General features: G+C 36.6%; 17 protein-coding genes. 12 read left to right on the top strand and 5 right to left on the bottom strand.

Annotated elements, in window-relative coordinates:
• Window positions 1-537: 537 nt before the first annotated feature.
• From AC0L8O_RS15455 to AC0L8O_RS15440, 4 genes are read left to right on the top strand one after another with little or no spacing between them, the layout of a single operon-like run.
• Entirely contained in the window at window positions 538-1,503 is a 966-nt protein-coding gene (locus AC0L8O_RS15455) for a beta-ketoacyl synthase N-terminal-like domain-containing protein (protein ID WP_473443529.1), read from the top strand.
• Window positions 1,470-1,748 carry a hypothetical protein gene (locus AC0L8O_RS15450; protein ID WP_473443527.1) on the top strand — a complete coding sequence of 93 codons (279 nt, stop codon included), beginning with the start codon at window positions 1,470-1,472 and terminating at the stop codon, window positions 1,746-1,748. The genes AC0L8O_RS15455 and AC0L8O_RS15450 overlap by 34 nt, the downstream gene beginning before the upstream one ends.
• The gene (locus AC0L8O_RS15445) at window positions 1,745-3,184 is read left to right on the top strand and encodes a sensor histidine kinase (protein ID WP_473443525.1); all 1,440 of its coding nucleotides are present in this window, start codon (window positions 1,745-1,747) and stop codon (window positions 3,182-3,184) included. The genes AC0L8O_RS15450 and AC0L8O_RS15445 overlap by 4 nt, the downstream gene beginning before the upstream one ends.
• 51 nt (window positions 3,185-3,235) lie before the next feature.
• A complete protein-coding gene (locus AC0L8O_RS15440; RefSeq protein ID WP_473443523.1) occupies window positions 3,236-3,430 on the top strand; it encodes a YwbE family protein in 195 nt (64 codons plus the stop codon).
• Window positions 3,431-3,500: 70 nt separating this feature from the next.
• Here the strand turns inward: AC0L8O_RS15440 and guaC are convergent, their stop codons facing one another.
• Window positions 3,501-4,484 (bottom strand): GMP reductase, encoded by a 984-nt coding sequence (guaC, locus tag AC0L8O_RS15435; protein ID WP_473443522.1) that lies wholly within the window; start codon window positions 4,482-4,484, stop codon window positions 3,501-3,503.
• A 269-nt stretch (window positions 4,485-4,753) separates the two neighbouring features.
• Here guaC and pxpB point away from each other — a divergent pair, with 269 nt between their 5' ends.
• The 4 genes from pxpB (at window position 4,754) to AC0L8O_RS15415 (ending at window position 8,222) form a co-directional block, all read left to right on the top strand.
• Complete coding sequence (gene pxpB / locus AC0L8O_RS15430; protein WP_473443520.1) at window positions 4,754-5,473, top strand: 5-oxoprolinase subunit PxpB; 720 nt, start codon at window positions 4,754-4,756, stop codon at window positions 5,471-5,473.
• On the top strand, window positions 5,454-6,473 hold the full coding sequence (locus tag AC0L8O_RS15425; RefSeq protein WP_473443518.1) for a 5-oxoprolinase subunit C family protein: 1,020 nt from the start codon (window positions 5,454-5,456) through the stop codon (window positions 6,471-6,473). Before pxpB ends, AC0L8O_RS15425 begins: the two co-directional genes overlap by 20 nt.
• Entirely contained in the window at window positions 6,470-7,222 is a 753-nt protein-coding gene (locus AC0L8O_RS15420; RefSeq protein ID WP_473443517.1) for a 5-oxoprolinase subunit PxpA, read from the top strand. The genes AC0L8O_RS15425 and AC0L8O_RS15420 overlap by 4 nt, the downstream gene beginning before the upstream one ends.
• Window positions 7,223-7,307: 85 nt before the next feature.
• Window positions 7,308-8,222 (top strand): AEC family transporter, encoded by a 915-nt coding sequence (locus AC0L8O_RS15415; RefSeq protein ID WP_473443515.1) that lies wholly within the window; start codon window positions 7,308-7,310, stop codon window positions 8,220-8,222.
• Between the two features lie 175 nt (window positions 8,223-8,397).
• On the opposite strand, the gene AC0L8O_RS15410 is transcribed toward AC0L8O_RS15415, so the two are convergent.
• Window positions 8,398-8,553, bottom strand: a complete 156-nt coding sequence (locus tag AC0L8O_RS15410) for a hypothetical protein (protein WP_473443513.1) — start codon at window positions 8,551-8,553, stop codon at window positions 8,398-8,400.
• 265 nt (window positions 8,554-8,818) lie between these two features.
• On the opposite strand from AC0L8O_RS15410, the gene AC0L8O_RS15405 reads away from it, so the two are divergent.
• From AC0L8O_RS15405 to AC0L8O_RS15390, 4 genes are all read left to right on the top strand, one after another.
• Window positions 8,819-9,292, top strand: a complete 474-nt coding sequence (locus AC0L8O_RS15405; RefSeq protein WP_232230106.1) for a hypothetical protein — start codon at window positions 8,819-8,821, stop codon at window positions 9,290-9,292.
• 330 nt (window positions 9,293-9,622) lie between these two features.
• Window positions 9,623-12,382, top strand: a complete 2,760-nt coding sequence (locus AC0L8O_RS15400) for a GTP-binding protein (protein WP_473443511.1) — start codon at window positions 9,623-9,625, stop codon at window positions 12,380-12,382.
• 105 nt (window positions 12,383-12,487) lie between these two features.
• Window positions 12,488-13,522: a SepM family pheromone-processing serine protease gene (locus AC0L8O_RS15395; protein WP_473443509.1), complete on the top strand. Its 1,035-nt coding sequence runs from the start codon at window positions 12,488-12,490 to the stop codon at window positions 13,520-13,522.
• A 75-nt stretch (window positions 13,523-13,597) separates the two neighbouring features.
• Window positions 13,598-13,765 (top strand): hypothetical protein, encoded by a 168-nt coding sequence (locus AC0L8O_RS15390; protein ID WP_473443507.1) that lies wholly within the window; start codon window positions 13,598-13,600, stop codon window positions 13,763-13,765.
• A gap of 77 nt (window positions 13,766-13,842) precedes the next feature.
• Here AC0L8O_RS15390 and AC0L8O_RS15385 read toward each other — a convergent pair whose 3' ends face one another.
• The 3 genes from AC0L8O_RS15385 to AC0L8O_RS15375 are packed head-to-tail and all read right to left on the bottom strand — an operon-like array spanning window position 13,843 to window position 16,896.
• The gene (locus tag AC0L8O_RS15385) at window positions 13,843-14,940 is read right to left on the bottom strand and encodes a Gfo/Idh/MocA family protein (protein ID WP_473443506.1); all 1,098 of its coding nucleotides are present in this window, start codon (window positions 14,938-14,940) and stop codon (window positions 13,843-13,845) included.
• Window positions 14,941-14,968: 28 nt separating this feature from the next.
• A complete protein-coding gene (locus tag AC0L8O_RS15380) occupies window positions 14,969-15,697 on the bottom strand; it encodes a ThuA domain-containing protein (RefSeq protein ID WP_226527672.1) in 729 nt (242 codons plus the stop codon).
• 35 nt (window positions 15,698-15,732) lie between these two features.
• Complete coding sequence (locus AC0L8O_RS15375; protein WP_473443504.1) at window positions 15,733-16,896, bottom strand: Gfo/Idh/MocA family protein; 1,164 nt, start codon at window positions 16,894-16,896, stop codon at window positions 15,733-15,735.
• Window positions 16,897-16,927 lie beyond the last annotated feature (31 nt).

The following is a 16,927-nucleotide window of genomic DNA, read 5'->3' as shown; positions in this document are numbered from 1 at the left end:
AATAAATGGGTTGATAAGAGGTTATTGAGTTTAATATGGTATAATTTAGAAAGTTACAATGCTGGGTATGGGCAGCGGTGGTACTCCCGAGGCGGATCGGTGGTGGTGCCGTGTATATCACAAGAGATGAATTGGATACAATGATTGCTTTTGCTGCTTTGGTCGTTTCGATTATTGTCGCAACAAGAAATAGCGGGAATAATAAAAACGACTAGCCCACCCTGACATTTGGCGATGAGGGGAGTGGAGCTAGTCTGTGTTCTACTTGCCTCAGCCACCGCATCTTTACAATGCGGAGTAACTAAAGCTTATAAGGGCGGTTGGTGTTAGAGCACCAATCGTCTATTAGTATACGTTCTTTCCCCTATCATATACCAATCTTACCCAGTTTTCAAGTTGAAGGTACCTGTTTATTATTCTTTTCACTCTTCCTCATAAAAAAATTAAGATTTCCACAAACCTTACCTTCTATTATGATTTCGTTCCTTTTTCTTATATAATAATAGGAAAATAGTACGATTAAAAGGTTGGTAGAGTATGAGTGAGATGGTTGTGACAGGATATGGAATAAAAGCACCAAATACTGCAAATATCGATCAATTTCTTCATCATTTAAAGAATGGAACTTGTTGTCTGGAGGTAGTAACAAATTTAAGTGGAAATCATAGATCCACCATTGTTGGTTTAATAGACAATCAAACGTTGCAACCATCTAAAGATAAGCTCTATAAAAGATTACCCCGTACAGCTCTGTTAGGGATAGCTGCAGGAAAGGAAGCACTAACTTATGCAAAATTAGGTAATACTGAAAAAAAGAAAGTTGGTGTATTTTTTGGTATTTCTGTAGGAAATATAGGAGATTATGATTTCCAACGGGCTTTATTGAATGCCAATCAACATAATGAAAGAGAAATACCGATAACTTTTGGGCACATAGGAAACTATCATAGTATTACCTCGTCGATATCTTATTTTTTAGGTGGAAATGATGTCACCAAGACAATTTCAACTGGATGTACATCAAGCCTGGAAGCTATTCAGGACGCAATTGTTTATTTAAAAAGCGGGTTAATTGATATAGCGATTGTTGGTGGAGTTGACAGCCCAATAAGCAAAGCAGCGTTTTATTCATTTTCCAAAACAAAGGTTCTGCCGATCAATCAGAGTTTAGAAGAGGGTGCTGTTCCTTTTCAATCTTGTAGTAAAGGTTTTGCGATGGCGGAAGGAGCTGGAGTCATTGTATTGGAACGGGATTCTGATGCGTTGCAAAGAGGCGCGTATATTTTCGGGGAAATAGACAACATCGTGTCAAATAATGATGGTGTACATATCTATTCTTTAGATGCATCAGGTGATAAAATGATAAAGGCCTTAAGAGAAGCTGTTAATAATAGGGTACCTGATTATGTCAATAGCCAAGCTCTAGGTATTCAAATAAATGATAGAATTGAAAAAAAGTCTCAAAAGAATTGTTTAATCATACTGTACCTTTTACATCAATAAAAAGTATGATTGGCAATCCTTTTGGGGCTATTGGGATCATTCAGGTTATTTCATCTCTATTAAGCATTAATAACAATTTTATACCGCCAACTATTCGTACAGATAAAAGTGGGTATGAAGAGATGAACATTGTTATGGAGCCAATTTTTAAACGAATAAACGAAGTAGCCATCACAAATCATGGATATGGCGGCAACAATGCTTCGGCATACATTAAAAGGTACAAAAAGGAAGAGACAACGTGATAACGTCATTATTAATAATTACAATTGGATTGCTGCCATTAGTTCTGGCAGTGAATGTAACAAGGATATATAAAGGATCACAACTGGGAATAGCTTTGTTGTTATTTATGTGTTCTGTTACATTGTGGCAATTGGATATCGGGGTTCTTTATTTAAAAGGGATTATCCCGGAGGAATGGATTTTGAATTTATTCCGTTTTTTTCGAATTGGCACAACTGGTGTTGTACCTGTTATATTCTATTTAATTTATCTTTTGCTTAACAAGCACACACCGAATATAAAAAATAAAACAGGATATAATTTTTTTCAATCTTTTTTTAAACTGAAAATATTTTGGGGTTTAGTTGTTTGGAGTGTGGGAATTTATGCAATTACCTGGACAAAATGGGGAATTGAGGGGCTAAGGGTTGTTCAAATTGCTGACCCAAATACTAGCCTTTATTTTCCTGATTACGGAGATTATCATTTTCTGTACCTTTTACACACTGGTACAGTCCTTTTGTTACTCATCATTGTCGTAATTATTTGTAGAGGGATTCAAAATGCATCCTTAAAGGCATTTTTAAGAACCTTTTCATATTGTTCCATGTTTTTATTACTAACTGGATTTTTGAACTTTATACCTGGCACGGGTGCAGTCATTAGCAGTATTGGAGTTATTATTTTTTCATCGAGTATTATTTTTTCTTTTGTGAAAATGAATAATATTGTTACCATAAATTATAATTTATTGAAAGAGCGTCAAAAGAAGCTTGATTATATGGGAAATCTCTCGACAAGCCTTATTCACGAAGTGAAAAATAATATTCAAATAATAAAAGGTTATTCCAAGATGGTTGCTGAAACGGCAGATTTACCAAAGCAAAGTGAACATCACGTGAGCATGATTCAATTAGGCACAAGTCAACTTGAAGAATTAACACATCACTACTCAGAATACATAAAAAAGAAAGCTGTTGAGTTTAATGATGCAGACTTAAATCAAATTATTCAAGAAGCGATTGATTTTACGGCAGAGTTAAGAAAAGAGAAGCAAATAGATATATGCTTTGAACAAAAATATAAACCGCTTAAGGCATTTGCAAGCTCTACTTATTTAAAGCAAGTTTTTATTAATCTTATAAAAAATAGCTGTGAAGCAATAGATGACGTTAATCCAAAGCGTAATATTGCAATAAAAACAGATATTGTTGCCGATAAGATTATTATTGATATTTCTGATAGTGGAAATGGGATTGTTAAAGACCGATGGGAAAGTATTTTTGATCCATTTATCTCTACAAAAGAATTAGGAATGGGAATCGGTCTCCCGTTTGTCAGGAAAGTGATTTTTGAACATCGCGGCGAAATTTTTGTTCTAGAAAGCAGTCAGAATGGAACGACATTTCGGGTAAGATTGCCGCAATACGAATTTAGTGAATTGAGTCATACCTAGAAAAAGAGGCAGTTTTCTTATACTAGTATAAACAAAAGGAAGTGGAAAGGTATGCAGGGAACGAAACGTGCTGATATAAAAATTGGTGCAAGAGTAAAAGTCGTACAAAAGCAGGACCAAAGATCAGGAAAATTAACAGAGGGCATAGTTTCAAAAATATTAACAAATTCAGCAGTACATCCTCATGGTATAAAGGTAATGCTAGAAACGGGTATTGTAGGAAGGGTTAAAGAAATAAGTGAATGATGAGAAGAAATTGAGAAAGATTTGATTCAAGTAAAAGAGGGACCTGTTAAACCAGTCCCTCTAAAAAAGATTAGAATACCTTATCACCATTAAAGATCGAATTTTTCACAACAACATAATCGACGTGTCGAATTGCCTCTATGCTCGTTCCGCCCGCATATGAAATAGAAGATTGAAGATCTTGTTCCATTTCTGTTAGTGTATCTTGCAGGGCTCCCTTGTGCTCCACGTACATTTTTTTTCCTTCTACATTTTTCTTTTCACCTTTTTGGAATTCTGAAGCTGATCCAAAGTACTCTTTTACAAGTTTACCGTCTTTTTCAATCGTTTGGCCCGGTGATTCCTCATGACCTGCAAATAATGACCCGATCATCACCATTGATGCTCCAAAACGAACTGATTTGGCGATATCACCATGAGTACGAATACCTCCATCAGCAATAATAGGTTTTGTGGCCGCTTTTGCACACCAGCGTAGTGCTGCAAGTTGCCAGCCACCAGTACCGAAACCAGTCTTTATTTTCGTAATACATACTTTACCAGGTCCAATTCCCACCTTGGTAGCATCGGCACCAGCATTTTCAAGTTCACGAACAGCTTCAGGAGTCCCAACGTTTCCTGCAATGACGAAGCTTTTTGGTAAATGAGCTTTTATATGCTTGATCATATTAATGACTGCATTTGAATGACCGTGAGCAATATCAATTGTAATAAAATCAGGTGAAAGTTGTTCTTCAGCCAATTGTGTTATAAAATCGTATTCTTCGTCCTTCACACCAACACTAATAGAAGTGATTAATCCACGTGAGTTCATATCTTTAATAAATGAGATGCGTGTTTCCGCTTGGAAACGATGCATAATATAAAAATAGCCATTTTCCGCTAAATATACAGCAATTTTTTCATCAATAATTGTCTGCATATTAGCAGGTACGACTGGTAATTTAAATTTATGTCCACCTAACGTTACTGTCGTATCACATTCAGAACGGCTGTTTACCACACACTTAGCCGGAATTAATTGTATATCTTCATAATCAAATACATTTTCCATGTTATACACCCCTAAACACGAATGTTGATCTAAATTCGTTTTAAATTGTTCGTCCCTTTGGTAATTTACATTATTTTTAGTCAGATGTCAAAGCTTTTTACGTATTTTTTTGAAAGGGCTTCACTTTTCATGGATAGATTTCCCTAAAAGGAAACAATTAAAATAACATTTTATAGCACATATTGAATTTCAGAATACTTTAAATAATCTTACGCGCAAGAAATGGTAAACTATAAATAACGAGAAGATATGGGAGGGTGTGAATTAAAATGGAGGAAGTGACATTTTTTCCACAAGGAGATCATGCTGTAACTATCGTATTTAACGATAAAATAAACAGAGAGACACATAGTCAAATTCGCCATTTCTCTTCATACTTAATAAGAAATTCTTTTGATGGATTGGTTGAAGTGGTTCCGGGATATACAAGCGTAACGGTTTATTATGATCCAATTAAAATGAAATCAGTATCACCATATGAAGAAGTTGTGACCATACTAAAAAAACAACTTTCAAAACAAAATGAACGAAATGAAATTCCGTCAAATATTGTAACAATACCTGTTTGCTATGGAGGGAAATACGGTCCGGATTTATCATATGTTGCTGCATATCATAATCTTTCAGAGCAAAAAGTGATAGAAATACATACTCATACAGAATATTTAGTTTATATGATAGGTTTTGCTCCGGGATTTCCCTATCTTGGCGGAATGTCGCAAAAAATCGCAACTCCACGTAAAGATACACCAAAAGTGAATATTCCTGCAGGTAGTATTGGGATCGGAGGGGAACAAACAGGAATATATCCTCTTGATAGCCCTGGAGGATGGCAATTAATCGGGCAAACCCCCATTAAACTTTTTGACCAGCAAGAGGCACAGCCAAGTTTATTAAAAGCAGGAGATATCGTTCGGTTTATACAAATCACACCCGAGACGTTTGAACACTGGGAGAAAGGAGACATATATGACGATAAAGGTAACTGAGCCGGGGCTTTTAACAACGATTCAAGATTTGGGGAGAAAAGGATTTCAGCAATATGGTGTAGTCGTTGGAGGAGTAATGGATGATGCAGCAGCCAGGTTGGCCAATATCATGGTCGGAAACTCGGAAGATGAGGCTGTATTAGAGTTAACGGTCATTGGACCAAGTCTTATATTCGAACAAGATTATCTCATTTCAATTTGTGGTGCAGATTTATCAGCAAAAATTGATAATATACGAGTACCATTATGGAGACCCCTGCTTGTGAAAAAAGGAAGCTGTTTAACATTTGGTCGTCCCCAAAAGGGATGCCGCAGCTATGTTGCAGTTGCAGGTGGATTTGATGTTCCGATGGTTATGAATAGCAGGAGTACATATATTAGAGGCAAAATAGGTGGGATACATGGCAGGGCATTGATAGAAGGAGATCGTCTTAACCATAAAAAGAAAGAAAGTTTATTCGCACAGGCCTTAATTGGGTCACTTAGAAGAGAAGAGCATTCAACTCCTTTTCAGTCTGTAAATTGGACGATCCCTACTCATATGAGATCTACCAATCACAAAAATCCAACTGTGAGAATCATAAAAGGTCCACAATTTTCAATGTTTACTTCAATATCTCAAGAAGAATTTCTAACAGAGACTTACAAAGTTACACCACAATCAGATCGAATGGGTTATCGATTATCAGGAGCAAAACTTAATGTTACATCACAACATAACCTTCTCTCTGAGGCTGTGCCAATAGGCACAATTCAGGTGCCGAATGATGGGCAACCGATTGTTTTAATGTCTGATCACCAAACAATTGGCGGTTACCCTAAAATCGGGTATGTCATAAGTGTGGATATACCTTTGATGTCACAGGTGATGCCGGGTGGTCTCGTTAGGTTTAAGGAAGTCTCAGTATTAGAGGCTCAGCATTTACTTATACAAAGAGAAAAAGAGATTAAGCAGTTAAAAATAGGAATAGCTTTAGCTATAAGGAGGTCTAATAAATGAAAATAGATATAAATTGTGATATGGGTGAAAGCTTTGGAGCATATAAAATAGGCGTGGATGAAGAAATTATTCATTTTATAAGTTCGGCAAATATCGCCTGTGGTTTTCATGCAGGTGATCCAGCAACAATGAGAAAAACAGTGAAACTGGCACAAAAACATTCTGTTAAAATAGGAGCACATCCCGGCTTTGAAGATGTAAAAGGATTCGGAAGACGAAATATTTCGATTTCACCCGAGGAGGCATTTGACTTAGTCGTGTATCAGCTTGGTGCACTATCAGGTTTTGTTACGATAGAGGGTGGGACTTTACATCATGTAAAACCACATGGTGCTCTTTACAATATGGCTGCTCTAGATAGGAAGCTTGCCGAGGCGATAGCAGAGGCAGTATATAAAGTAAATCCAGAGCTGATTTTATATGGACTTTCTGGAAGTGAATTAATTAGAGCAGGTGAAAAACTAGGATTACGAACAGCGAGTGAGGTATTTGCAGATCGAACATATCAAAAAAACGGAATGCTGACACCTCGTGTAGAAAAAAATGCATTAATTAAAAAAGATGAATTGGCTATGAAACAGGTTTTAACCATGGTTCTTGAGCAAAAAGTGGTTACTACGAATGGAGAAAAAGTATCGATAAAGGCAGATACGATTTGTATTCATGGAGATGGTGAATATGCAGCTTCATTTGCCCGATTGATATACAATACTCTTCAGGAAAACGGTGTTCAGATAAGGGGAGTATAACCCTCATTATCTTTTATTCACCCGAATATCTTAAGTTACATGTGCTATATTAATTTATACATATTTTAGTAGAAAAGGTGAGAAAATGGAATTTGTAGTGGTTTTAGTCCCGATATTTTTTATTTTTGGCATAGGCTTCGTAGGGGAAAAGTTACTTAAATTTGATACTAAGCCATTATCTATGATGGCTATTTACTTGATGCTACCCTTTCTTGCTTTTGAGACTTTTTATATTACAGACTTTTCATTTGATTATCTTATGATGGCAATTTATACAATTGGGTTAGCATTTTGTTTGATTTTAGTCATCTATGGAATCGCCTTTTTGAAGCGCTATTCGCTGAAAAAGACATGTGGAATGATTCTTGCCAGTGCTTTTATGAACAACGGAAACTATGGAACGCCACTGATTTTCTTTGCTTTCGGAGAATCGGGTTTGCGATATGCGGTCATCTTAATGGTTATTCAACAATTATTAATGTGTACCGTTGGGATATATTATGCAGCAAAAGGATCACCAAATGGTGGGGGAGTAAAAATTGCGCTTAAAGAATTTGTGAAAGTCCCAATTGTTTACGGAGCCCTGCTTGGTATTGCTTTTCATTTTTCTCCAATATCTATTGAAGGAACATTTATGGAAGCGATTTCAATGGTGGGGAATGCAGCAGTACCGACGATTATGATTATTCTTGGTATGCAGTTAGCGAAAATATCAGTTAAAAAACTGGATTTAGCCCCATTATCATTATCTTTAGGAATTCGATTGTTTTTATCACCTGTTATTGCATTTGCATTTACACTTATTTTGCCCATTGATGATTTATTAAAGCAAATCATGATTGTTTTATCGGCAATGCCTACAGCTGCAAATACAACAATGTATGCCTTAAAATATGACACAGAACCACAGTTTGTTTCATCAGCAACATTGTTTAGTACAGTTTTGAGTGTCATTACATTACCGATCGTTTTATACGTGTCACAAGTCATATATGGTTAAAAAGCAGCATACAGTGCTGCTTTAGCGTTGCGCCTAGCCCTCTCAAGTTCATTAGACTCAAATGAATTGAAGACAAAGAACAAAGAACTTTTCTATTCATTGCGTTTATTTAACTCAAAGCGGATCAAGGAGCCTGCGCTTTAGTCCTAACCAGGAAAAGCGGAGCGGTCTTCATTCATATATAAATTAATGGTGACACACTATACTCATTATATTCACTTACCTTAAGTGTTACATGTGTATAACTCTCAGCTTGTCCAAAAACATCTGAAAACGAAGAATGATAAATAGCTGGACAATGATTACGTTCATCATTTAATCGATATTTCAATTTATAACTTTTTTCATAATCCTCCAAATTTATGTTTTTTTACTATTTTTATCCATTTCGATAGGATTAATCATTGCTACGTCTTTGACATATTAAAGAAGTAGGGTGTTTTTTGGATACTGTTTTTTAATATGTATGCGAAAATTGTCAAAATTCCACTCATCAAAAACGATCACTTTTGGAATAGATTTGGAAGTGATTGTAAATAGTAATAAAACGAGGGAAGTAATTGATTACTTTAAAAATGATGATGGGAAGCATACATATGACGTCAAAAACAGAAGCGATTCTTTGGAGTATTGCCTTACCTGGGTTTGCTCAAATACTTAATAAAAAATTGTTAAAAGGTTTTGTGTTTATCTTTCTTGAATTTCTAATAAATGTTAATAGCAATTTTAATTCAGCAATTATGGCCAGCTACCTAGGAGAAATGGATAAAGCCTTTGAGGTACTTAATTATCAATGGCTTATGTTTTATCCTTGTGTTTATATGTTTGCCATGTGGGATGCTGTAAAAGACTCGGAACAAGGAAAAATGCCCCGTTACTCTTTTTTACCCTATGTATGTAGTGCTTACACTGTCACAGTTGGTACTATGTACGCACCTATTGTAAAATTCAACGGAATATCTATCGGACCTATTTTTTTTCCAATACTCTCTTTAATTCCGGGCTTAGGGATTGGAGCACTGATTATGTACTTTTTAAGGAAGCTTGACAGCAGAAAAAAAGAGAAGTGAATTTTTTATAAAAACCCTAATAAAACCAATCCTCTATGCGTATTATTATATGAAGAGATTGGTTTTTCTTTAATGATTAGTTAGGTAATTAGTGCACCGATGCTGCTATTTTGCCTTTCAGTGCTCGCCAGATGGCGAGTTTTTCTAATACTATCAGAAAGGAAATAAATTTTATCGATGATAGTATAAGAAAAACTAAGGCTTTCGCCATTAGGACTTGGCGACAAGCCAAGTTTTTCTAATGTTTCATGTTATAAAGTGCAGAGGAGTTAATAATAAGATAAACTATATATAAATAGTCACTATATGAGGGGTTGTAGGAGGAAGACGATGACGAGAGAAGAACAGCTAATTGAAAAGACATTTTATCGGACCTATTTGCAAGGAAGTGATGAAAAACATACTGTACATGAATTGGGACAGGTGTATTATGATGAACAAAGCAGGGATGAGAGCTTTGATTTGTCATACATACGATATGCACAAGGGGAATACTATTTCCATGCACAGGATTACGAAACAGCTATTTTTAAATGGGAAAATATAAAAAATGAACTAGAACCTTGGGCAAAAATGAATATTGGAGATGCCTATTATCAGTTGGGCTTACTCTCTGCCGCTGAGGATATGTACACGTCTATTGAAACAGAAGAACTGACGCTGAAAAGTGAAGTAACTCTTAAGTTATTTTTCTTATATACAGAACGAGAAAAGCTTGAACATGCCTATGACACGATTCAAAAGGCTGTAATGATTGACCCGGACTATCCTGAAGTAACAAGGACGGCACGGGATTTTTATGAGGAACAAAATGACGATGAACATGCAGTTAAGTTAGCTGTAAGTGAAGTGATACGTACACAAAGAGAAGAATGGTTTTCAGTATTGACTTCTTATGTAAAAGAAGGTAAAACCAAAATCTTTAGCCCGGATTATTTTGCGGAAGCACTGCTCGCAATGTATGAGGCTAGCAGGCCGTCCCTTATTTCTTTTATCGGAGCGTTATGGGATAGCTATAAAAAAGAAGATTCATATCTTTATTGGATCCAAACAATTAATGAAATGGTTCTTTCAACAGTCGAATATAAAGAGGATGCTGATTGGAATCAAATTGTAGAGCTCTACGAACAAACATTTAAGGAACTGACAGATGGTCGATATTACCTGAAAGAATTACAAGTAGTTATTCCACATTTGTTAGCTTGCTGGTTAAAGCTTTCAACAAGAGCAACATCATTATCACCTGCAGCTACTGTGCTCGCATGGAATGAAATTTTCCCGGGGCAGATTATTCAAGATGCTGTGTATACAGCAGAGGAAGTTATTTTTGAAGTGGAACATAACCAAAATGGATCAGAGCAGGCACTCCAGTTGTTCAAAACGATAAAAAATTGGGCAGAAACTCATGCACTTGAAGTTGATAAACGAGTGAGCTGGTGGTTAGAGGAATTAATCAACTCGAACATTAAACAGCATTTTTTGCTTATGGGTGAGGAAGGCAGTGGAAAAACAACTTTTGTTAATTCACTACTAGGTGATAAATTCTTTAAAGGCTCAAGTTCAGCCTTTGTTGTTCTGCATGATGACGATGAACTTACAATGAGTCAAATTACAAGTAGCGGTCATCGCTATCTTGAAGATCAAAGGGAATTAGTGAAAGAGATGGAAGTGATGCCATCCTCATTGTACCAAGTAAAGAGACCATGTATCTTTTTGAATGAACATCAATGTGCCTTAATTGATTCACCATCCATTCATAAAGATCAGGAAACACGCAATGAGCTCTTTAATACTTCTTTATTGGCAGACGGAGTACTCTACATTCTTGATGGGTCATCACCACTATCAGAAAGCGAAAGTGATGTTTTATATCAACTGAAAAAGTTTGCACCTGATGTGAAGGTTCATTTTATATTAAATAAGGTAGATTTAATTGCGAGTGATGCTCATACTCAAGCAGTTATAAACGAGATTAAATTGAAAATTGCAGATATATATCCGGAGGCAGAGATTCTTCCTTATTCTTCCTTACATCCATTTGGACAGCAATTAAGTCAATTAAATGCCTTCCTTTCTACTCATTTCCCATATGAAATAAAGGAAAAGAGGGAAAAACGAGCTGCAAATATTTTAACGTTAATAAGAAAAGTTCTAGCTGATCTCCTTCAAAAACGTGTGGATATGGAAAAAGGTCTCATCTACTCGATAGAATGGAATGAAGATATATTAGTTAGATTAAAGGGTCTCACAAACAAGTTATCTGATTTACAGTATGAAAAAGTAGACACAGTTATTTCTGCGTATAAAACCTTATTAAAAGTATCGAAAGCAGAATTAACGGAGACAATCCCTAAGCTATTAAAGGAAAGCTCTGCTCTTATTAAAGAAGATAGTGATTTCAAGCAAATTCACATTACTCTGAATGAAAAGATGAATGCAAAAATACAGGACTATGTCGAAGATAAACTACTGCCAACAGTATTTAATCAACTTGAAACATGGATTTCTGCTTCACATGATGAGCTTCTTGAAAGTCAATCATACTTGAACGAAATGAGTGACACATTCAATGATATTTATGAGGAAAAGAAGCTTTCCCTGCAGTGTGATTTTTCGTTATTAGATGATTGGAACCGTGATATTACTCGAATGACTGGCCGTGTTCGCTATGAAAAGGAAAACATTCTTTTGAAAAATAAACCAACACAGCTTTTATTAAAAGGTGCCGGAAAGCTATTCGGTACGATGAATCAAAGCAATCACGTGCTATTTAATCAATATAAAAAATATGTTGAAAATGAATCGTATGAAGAAGTAACAAATTCAATTGCTAATAAATTATTCCTGCCATTTGAACTATTTGAAAAAGGACTAAATCAAGACGTTTCGTCGTTTTTTCAAGGTCCGATTAAAGAGGTTGAAAACACGATAATACAAACAAAAGAGACTATTCAAAATGGCAATGAAGAGTTAGCGAATATGAGGGATAACCCTGAAGTCTTCTATGATCCATTAAAACTCTTTGAAGTAAATCTTCTGCAGCAGGACTTTACTCTTCAAGCGAAGAAGGCATATAGTCGTTCAATATAAATGGGAAAGAGGCGATTTTTAATATCGTCTCTTTTTTTCGTCAAAACAGAGATAGAAACGACTATAATAAAAATAACGAAAAAATTTTGAGGAGCACAATACCACATGTATAAAAAGTCATTTAAACCAAGAGTAAAAAGATATATTTTCATCTTGCTAGTACTAGTCATCATAGCGTTTATCCCAACACCCTATTATTTATATCAACCAGGACCAATGGAAGAACTGGCACCGATTATTAAGGTAGAGAATGGATATGAGAATGAAGAGGGAAGCTTTCACTTAACAACTGTCCTACAAATAAAGGCTAATCCCTATTTATTAGCATATGGTCTAGTAGCACCAAATACAGATGTAATGGAGGAAGAGAGTGTAAAAGGAGATCTATCAGATGCAGAATATAATAGTTTGTTAGATTTTATGATGAAGGATTCACAGCAGAATGCACTGGTAGCAGCTTTTAGAGCCGCTGATGAAGAAGTTACTATTGATTATAAAGGTATATTTGTCAGAGGTATTGTAGCTAATTCACCTGCAAAGAAAACTCTGAAAGTTGGCGACATTATTACAAGTGTAGATGGTAACAAAATCGTTGAAGCACCTGAATTTATTGATTATATCCAACAGAATAAAAAGATAGGTGATCGTGCAGCACTAACTATTTTACGAGGAAACAAAGAACTTGAAAAAACAGTGGACATTATCATGTTAGACGAGTCTTCTGGTAAAGTAGGTATCGGAATTGCACCCGAAGAGGAATTTACCGCAACGATCCCAAAAACAGTCAGCATCAAAAGTGAAGATATTGGGGGTCCATCAGCAGGACTTATGTTTTCTTTAGAAATCTTTAACCAGTTAACAGCTGATGACCTTACAAAGGGATACAAAATTGCAGGTACAGGGACGATCGATCATAACGGAAATGTTGGCCAAATTGGGGGCATCACCCATAAAGTTATTGCTGCTGAAGAAGAAGGAGCCGATATCTTTTTTGCTCCAAAAGACTTAACCGAGCTTGACCTAAATGAAAAGGATGCTATTGCCCAAGCTGAGGATAATGGATATAACGTTAAAATTGTCCCGGTAGGTACTCTGTCAGAAGCGGTAGAGTATTTGAAAAGGTTAGAAGAGAAGAAGTAGGGCATACATTTCTTGTGCGCAGTCTGATGAACATGAATCATCTGACTGCTTTTTTGTGATTTTTGGCGGTTTGCAATGAAGGACAAAGTTGGTGAAGAAAAAATAGGAATTGTCCTTCATGAAGGGATGAAAGACAAATTTGGGGAAGAACTAAAGGAAATCCTTCATAAAGGGAGTGAAAGACAAATTTGGGGAAGAACTAAAGGAAATGTCCTTCATAAAGGGAATGAAGGACAAATTTGATGAGGAACAAAAGAAAAAAGTCCTTCATTAAACGAAGAAGGACTTTGAAGAAATTAAATCGTATCCACACAGTGATCTTACTGGGAAACTTCCTGCTCAACATCTAAAGAATCCGGTCTTTTACACGTGCTTTCCATTTGATAATGACTTCCTTGATCAGAAGAATCATGGAAGCCGTGCATAGCCTCTAATACATGGTAGGCAAGTTCGCCGCTTGCACGATATGTCCCACCGTTTAGAATAGCGTTTGCCATATCTGCTACACCCAAACCTCTGCTGTTTTGAGCATATCCATAAGATAATGGGACTTCAATAAATTCTTTTTCACCTTTTTTGCGGATCTTAACAGGTCCACCGAATGTATTTGGATCTGGTACAAGTAATGTACCTTCACTTCCATAGATTTCAATAGGAGGAAGTGATGAGCCGCCCATTGCATCAAAGCTTGTCGTAATGGTTCCAACCGCTCCTGAAGCAAAATCAATCACACCTGAAATATGGGTTGGTGTTTGTACGTTGATTTTTTCACCAGCTTTCGGTTCACTTGAAACAATTCGCTCTGGATAACTAATTCTAGTAGAACCTGAGATTCGTTTAATAGGTCCTAATAATGAAACAAGGGCAGTTAAATAATATGGCCCCATATCGAACATCGGACCGCCACCAATATCATAGAAAAAGGCTGGATCTGGATGCCAGTGTTCATGGCCACGGCTGATCATGAAGGCAGAGGCACCGATTGGAACACCGATTTCACCTTGTTCAATAAGCTTGATGGAAGTTTGAATACCTGCACCTAAAAACGTGTCTGGAGCGCTTCCAACTAGGAGATTGTGTTTTTTTGCTGTCTCTAAAATTTGCTTTCCTTCCTCACGTGTGACTGCAAGCGGTTTTTCTGTATAAACATGTTTGCCAGCTTCGAGCGCTTGAATACATACGGCTGCATGTGCTTTTGGAATAGTTAAGTTGATCACTAGTTGAATATCAGAATCATCAAGAAGCTCTTGAACTGTATATGCTTTTGGAATCCCAAACTTTGTTGCTTGTGATTGGGCACGTTCCACATCAAGATCAGCACAAGCTACAAGTTCAAGATGCTCAAAATTTTGACAATTTTCCATGTAGATAGAGCTGATATTTCCACACCCTATAATTCCGATTTTTAACTTTTTCATATTCAAACCTCCAAATTTTTAATAAGATTTACTGACTATCACCCATACCTGTGTAAGAACGGCCATTTGCTGCAACAGCTAAACTTTCAGCTCGTTGTTTACCTTCTGCTGCCCATAAGAATCCGCGACGCATCATAAGTGAAACTTCAGGCATTGAGACGATGTTTGCTTTATGACCTAATGAATTATAAAAAACATTTCCATGTCCCCAACGTTTTGTCCAGACTACAGGCATATCAACTGCTTTATTTGCTGCATGTGGTCCGTCAACAACTGGAAAACGTGTTGTGGCTAATACTTCAACAGCTGGATCGAAATGTAAGTAGTATTGTTCACTTACGACTTTAAAATCAGAAAGTCCTTCTAAAAGCGGACTTGTTGAATGCTTGATGTTCACCATGTATTCCACACCATCATTTCCAGGGTGTGCAACCCAGTTACCGCCGGTCATAAATTGCCAGTCTACATTGTTTCGGAATGAGTCACACATTCCGCCATGACATCCTGCTAAGCCAACACCGTTCATGACAGCTTCTGAAATATTTAGTACATATTTTTTCTCGATTTCTCCCATTGTCCAGTGTGGAACAATAAGGTCTAAAGATTTTAATTTTTCCGTATCAGCGTAAGATTCTAATGAATCAGATACTTCTACATTGAAATTTTCTTCTTCAAGAATTCCTTTAAAAATTTGACTTATTTGTTCCGGTTCATGGCCGTCCCAGCCGCCCCAAACGATTAATGCATTTTTTTTCATAGTTAAACACTCCTTAATAGGTTAAGTAAAAAATATTAAACGTCAGACACTTTAATCCATTGGCGTTTTTCAATTGAGCGGTCAACAGCTTCTAAAACCTGTTGACATTTCACACCATCACGGAAGTTAGGAACAGGCTGACGGTCTTCTTTAAACGCTTCCATTAATTCGACTACTTCATGAATAAATGTGTGTTCATATCCAATTGTGTGTCCTGGTGGCCACCAGTTTTCTGCAAATGCGTGAGCCGGGTCTGTTGCTAATACTCGACGGAATCCTTGAACATCATCACGATCATCTGTGAAGTAAACTTGAAGCTCATTCATTCGTTCAAAATCAAAGATAACGCTTCCTTTACTGCCGTTGATTTCAAATGAATTCGTACAACGATGTCCTGCGGCATATCGTGTTGCTTCAAAGCTACCTAAAGCCCCATTAGCGAAACGTGTTAAGAATAAGGTAGCATCATCAACTGTTACTTCACCTTTTTCAGCATTTTCGTTACTACCTCCAGCCGATAAACCGGAAGTACCTGTTGTAATAGGTCTTTGCTTAATAAACGTTTCACTCATACCAATTACTTCTGTCATATCGCCTATCAAATAATGTGCCAGGTCAATTAAATGAGCTCCTAGATCGCCGTGGGAACCAGAGCCGGCGATTTCTTTTTGAAGTCTCCAAGCAAGAGGGAAGTTCGGATCAATTAACCAATCTTGTAAGAACCAGGCACGGTAATGATAGATATCACCTAACTTGCCTTCATCTATTAATTTTTTTGCTAGCATAACAGCAGGAGCGAAACGATAGTTGAAGCCTACCATATGTTTCACACCAGCAGCCTCAACAACCTCAAGCATTTCTCTGGAATCTTCAAGTGTAAGCGCTAACGGTTTTTCGCAAAATACATGCTTGCCTGCTTTTGCAGCGGCAATTGTAATTTCCTTATGTACATCACTCGGTGCATTTATATCGATTAAATCGATATCATCACGTTGAATAAGTTCCTTCCATTCAGTTGTGTATTCCTCCCAGCCGAATTGTTTTGCAGCTTCTTTCACACCCTCTGGATTACGTCCGCAAATTACTTTCATTTCAGGATGAACAGTATTTGGGAAGAAAAGTGGAAGGTCACGATATGCGTGACTATGAGCTTTCCCCATGAATTTATAGCCAATCATACCAACTTTAATATTGTTCATAACATATCCCCCTTTAAAAAGTTTTATAGAA

The organism is Metabacillus sp. KJ11-3 (assembly GCF_055808295.1).
The sequence above is the reverse complement of the archived record's forward strand: the minus strand, read 5'-3'. Positions and strand labels throughout refer to the sequence as shown.

Excerpts from the sequence above, each read along its gene's own strand:
- AC0L8O_RS15425 (WP_473443518.1), top strand. The coding sequence starts at position 5,454 with ATGACGATAAAGGTAACTGAGCCGGGGCTTTTAACAACGATTCAAGAT.
- AC0L8O_RS15395 (WP_473443509.1), top strand. The coding sequence starts at position 12,488 with ATGTATAAAAAGTCATTTAAACCAAGAGTAAAAAGATATATTTTCATC.
- AC0L8O_RS15385 (WP_473443506.1), bottom strand. The coding sequence starts at position 14,940 with ATGAAAAAGTTAAAAATCGGAATTATAGGGTGTGGAAATATCAGCTCT.
- AC0L8O_RS15400 (WP_473443511.1), top strand. The coding sequence starts at position 9,623 with ATGACGAGAGAAGAACAGCTAATTGAAAAGACATTTTATCGGACCTAT.
- AC0L8O_RS15390 (WP_473443507.1), top strand. The coding sequence starts at position 13,598 with ATGAAGGACAAAGTTGGTGAAGAAAAAATAGGAATTGTCCTTCATGAA.
- AC0L8O_RS15455 (WP_473443529.1), top strand. The coding sequence starts at position 538 with ATGAGTGAGATGGTTGTGACAGGATATGGAATAAAAGCACCAAATACT.
- AC0L8O_RS15380 (WP_226527672.1), bottom strand. The coding sequence starts at position 15,697 with ATGAAAAAAAATGCATTAATCGTTTGGGGCGGCTGGGACGGCCATGAA.
- AC0L8O_RS15420 (WP_473443517.1), top strand. The coding sequence starts at position 6,470 with ATGAAAATAGATATAAATTGTGATATGGGTGAAAGCTTTGGAGCATAT.
- AC0L8O_RS15440 (WP_473443523.1), top strand. The coding sequence starts at position 3,236 with ATGCAGGGAACGAAACGTGCTGATATAAAAATTGGTGCAAGAGTAAAA.
- guaC (WP_473443522.1), bottom strand. The coding sequence starts at position 4,484 with ATGGAAAATGTATTTGATTATGAAGATATACAATTAATTCCGGCTAAG.
- pxpB (WP_473443520.1), top strand. The coding sequence starts at position 4,754 with ATGGAGGAAGTGACATTTTTTCCACAAGGAGATCATGCTGTAACTATC.
- AC0L8O_RS15375 (WP_473443504.1), bottom strand. The coding sequence starts at position 16,896 with ATGAACAATATTAAAGTTGGTATGATTGGCTATAAATTCATGGGGAAA.
- AC0L8O_RS15415 (WP_473443515.1), top strand. The coding sequence starts at position 7,308 with ATGGAATTTGTAGTGGTTTTAGTCCCGATATTTTTTATTTTTGGCATA.
- AC0L8O_RS15405 (WP_232230106.1), top strand. The coding sequence starts at position 8,819 with ATGACGTCAAAAACAGAAGCGATTCTTTGGAGTATTGCCTTACCTGGG.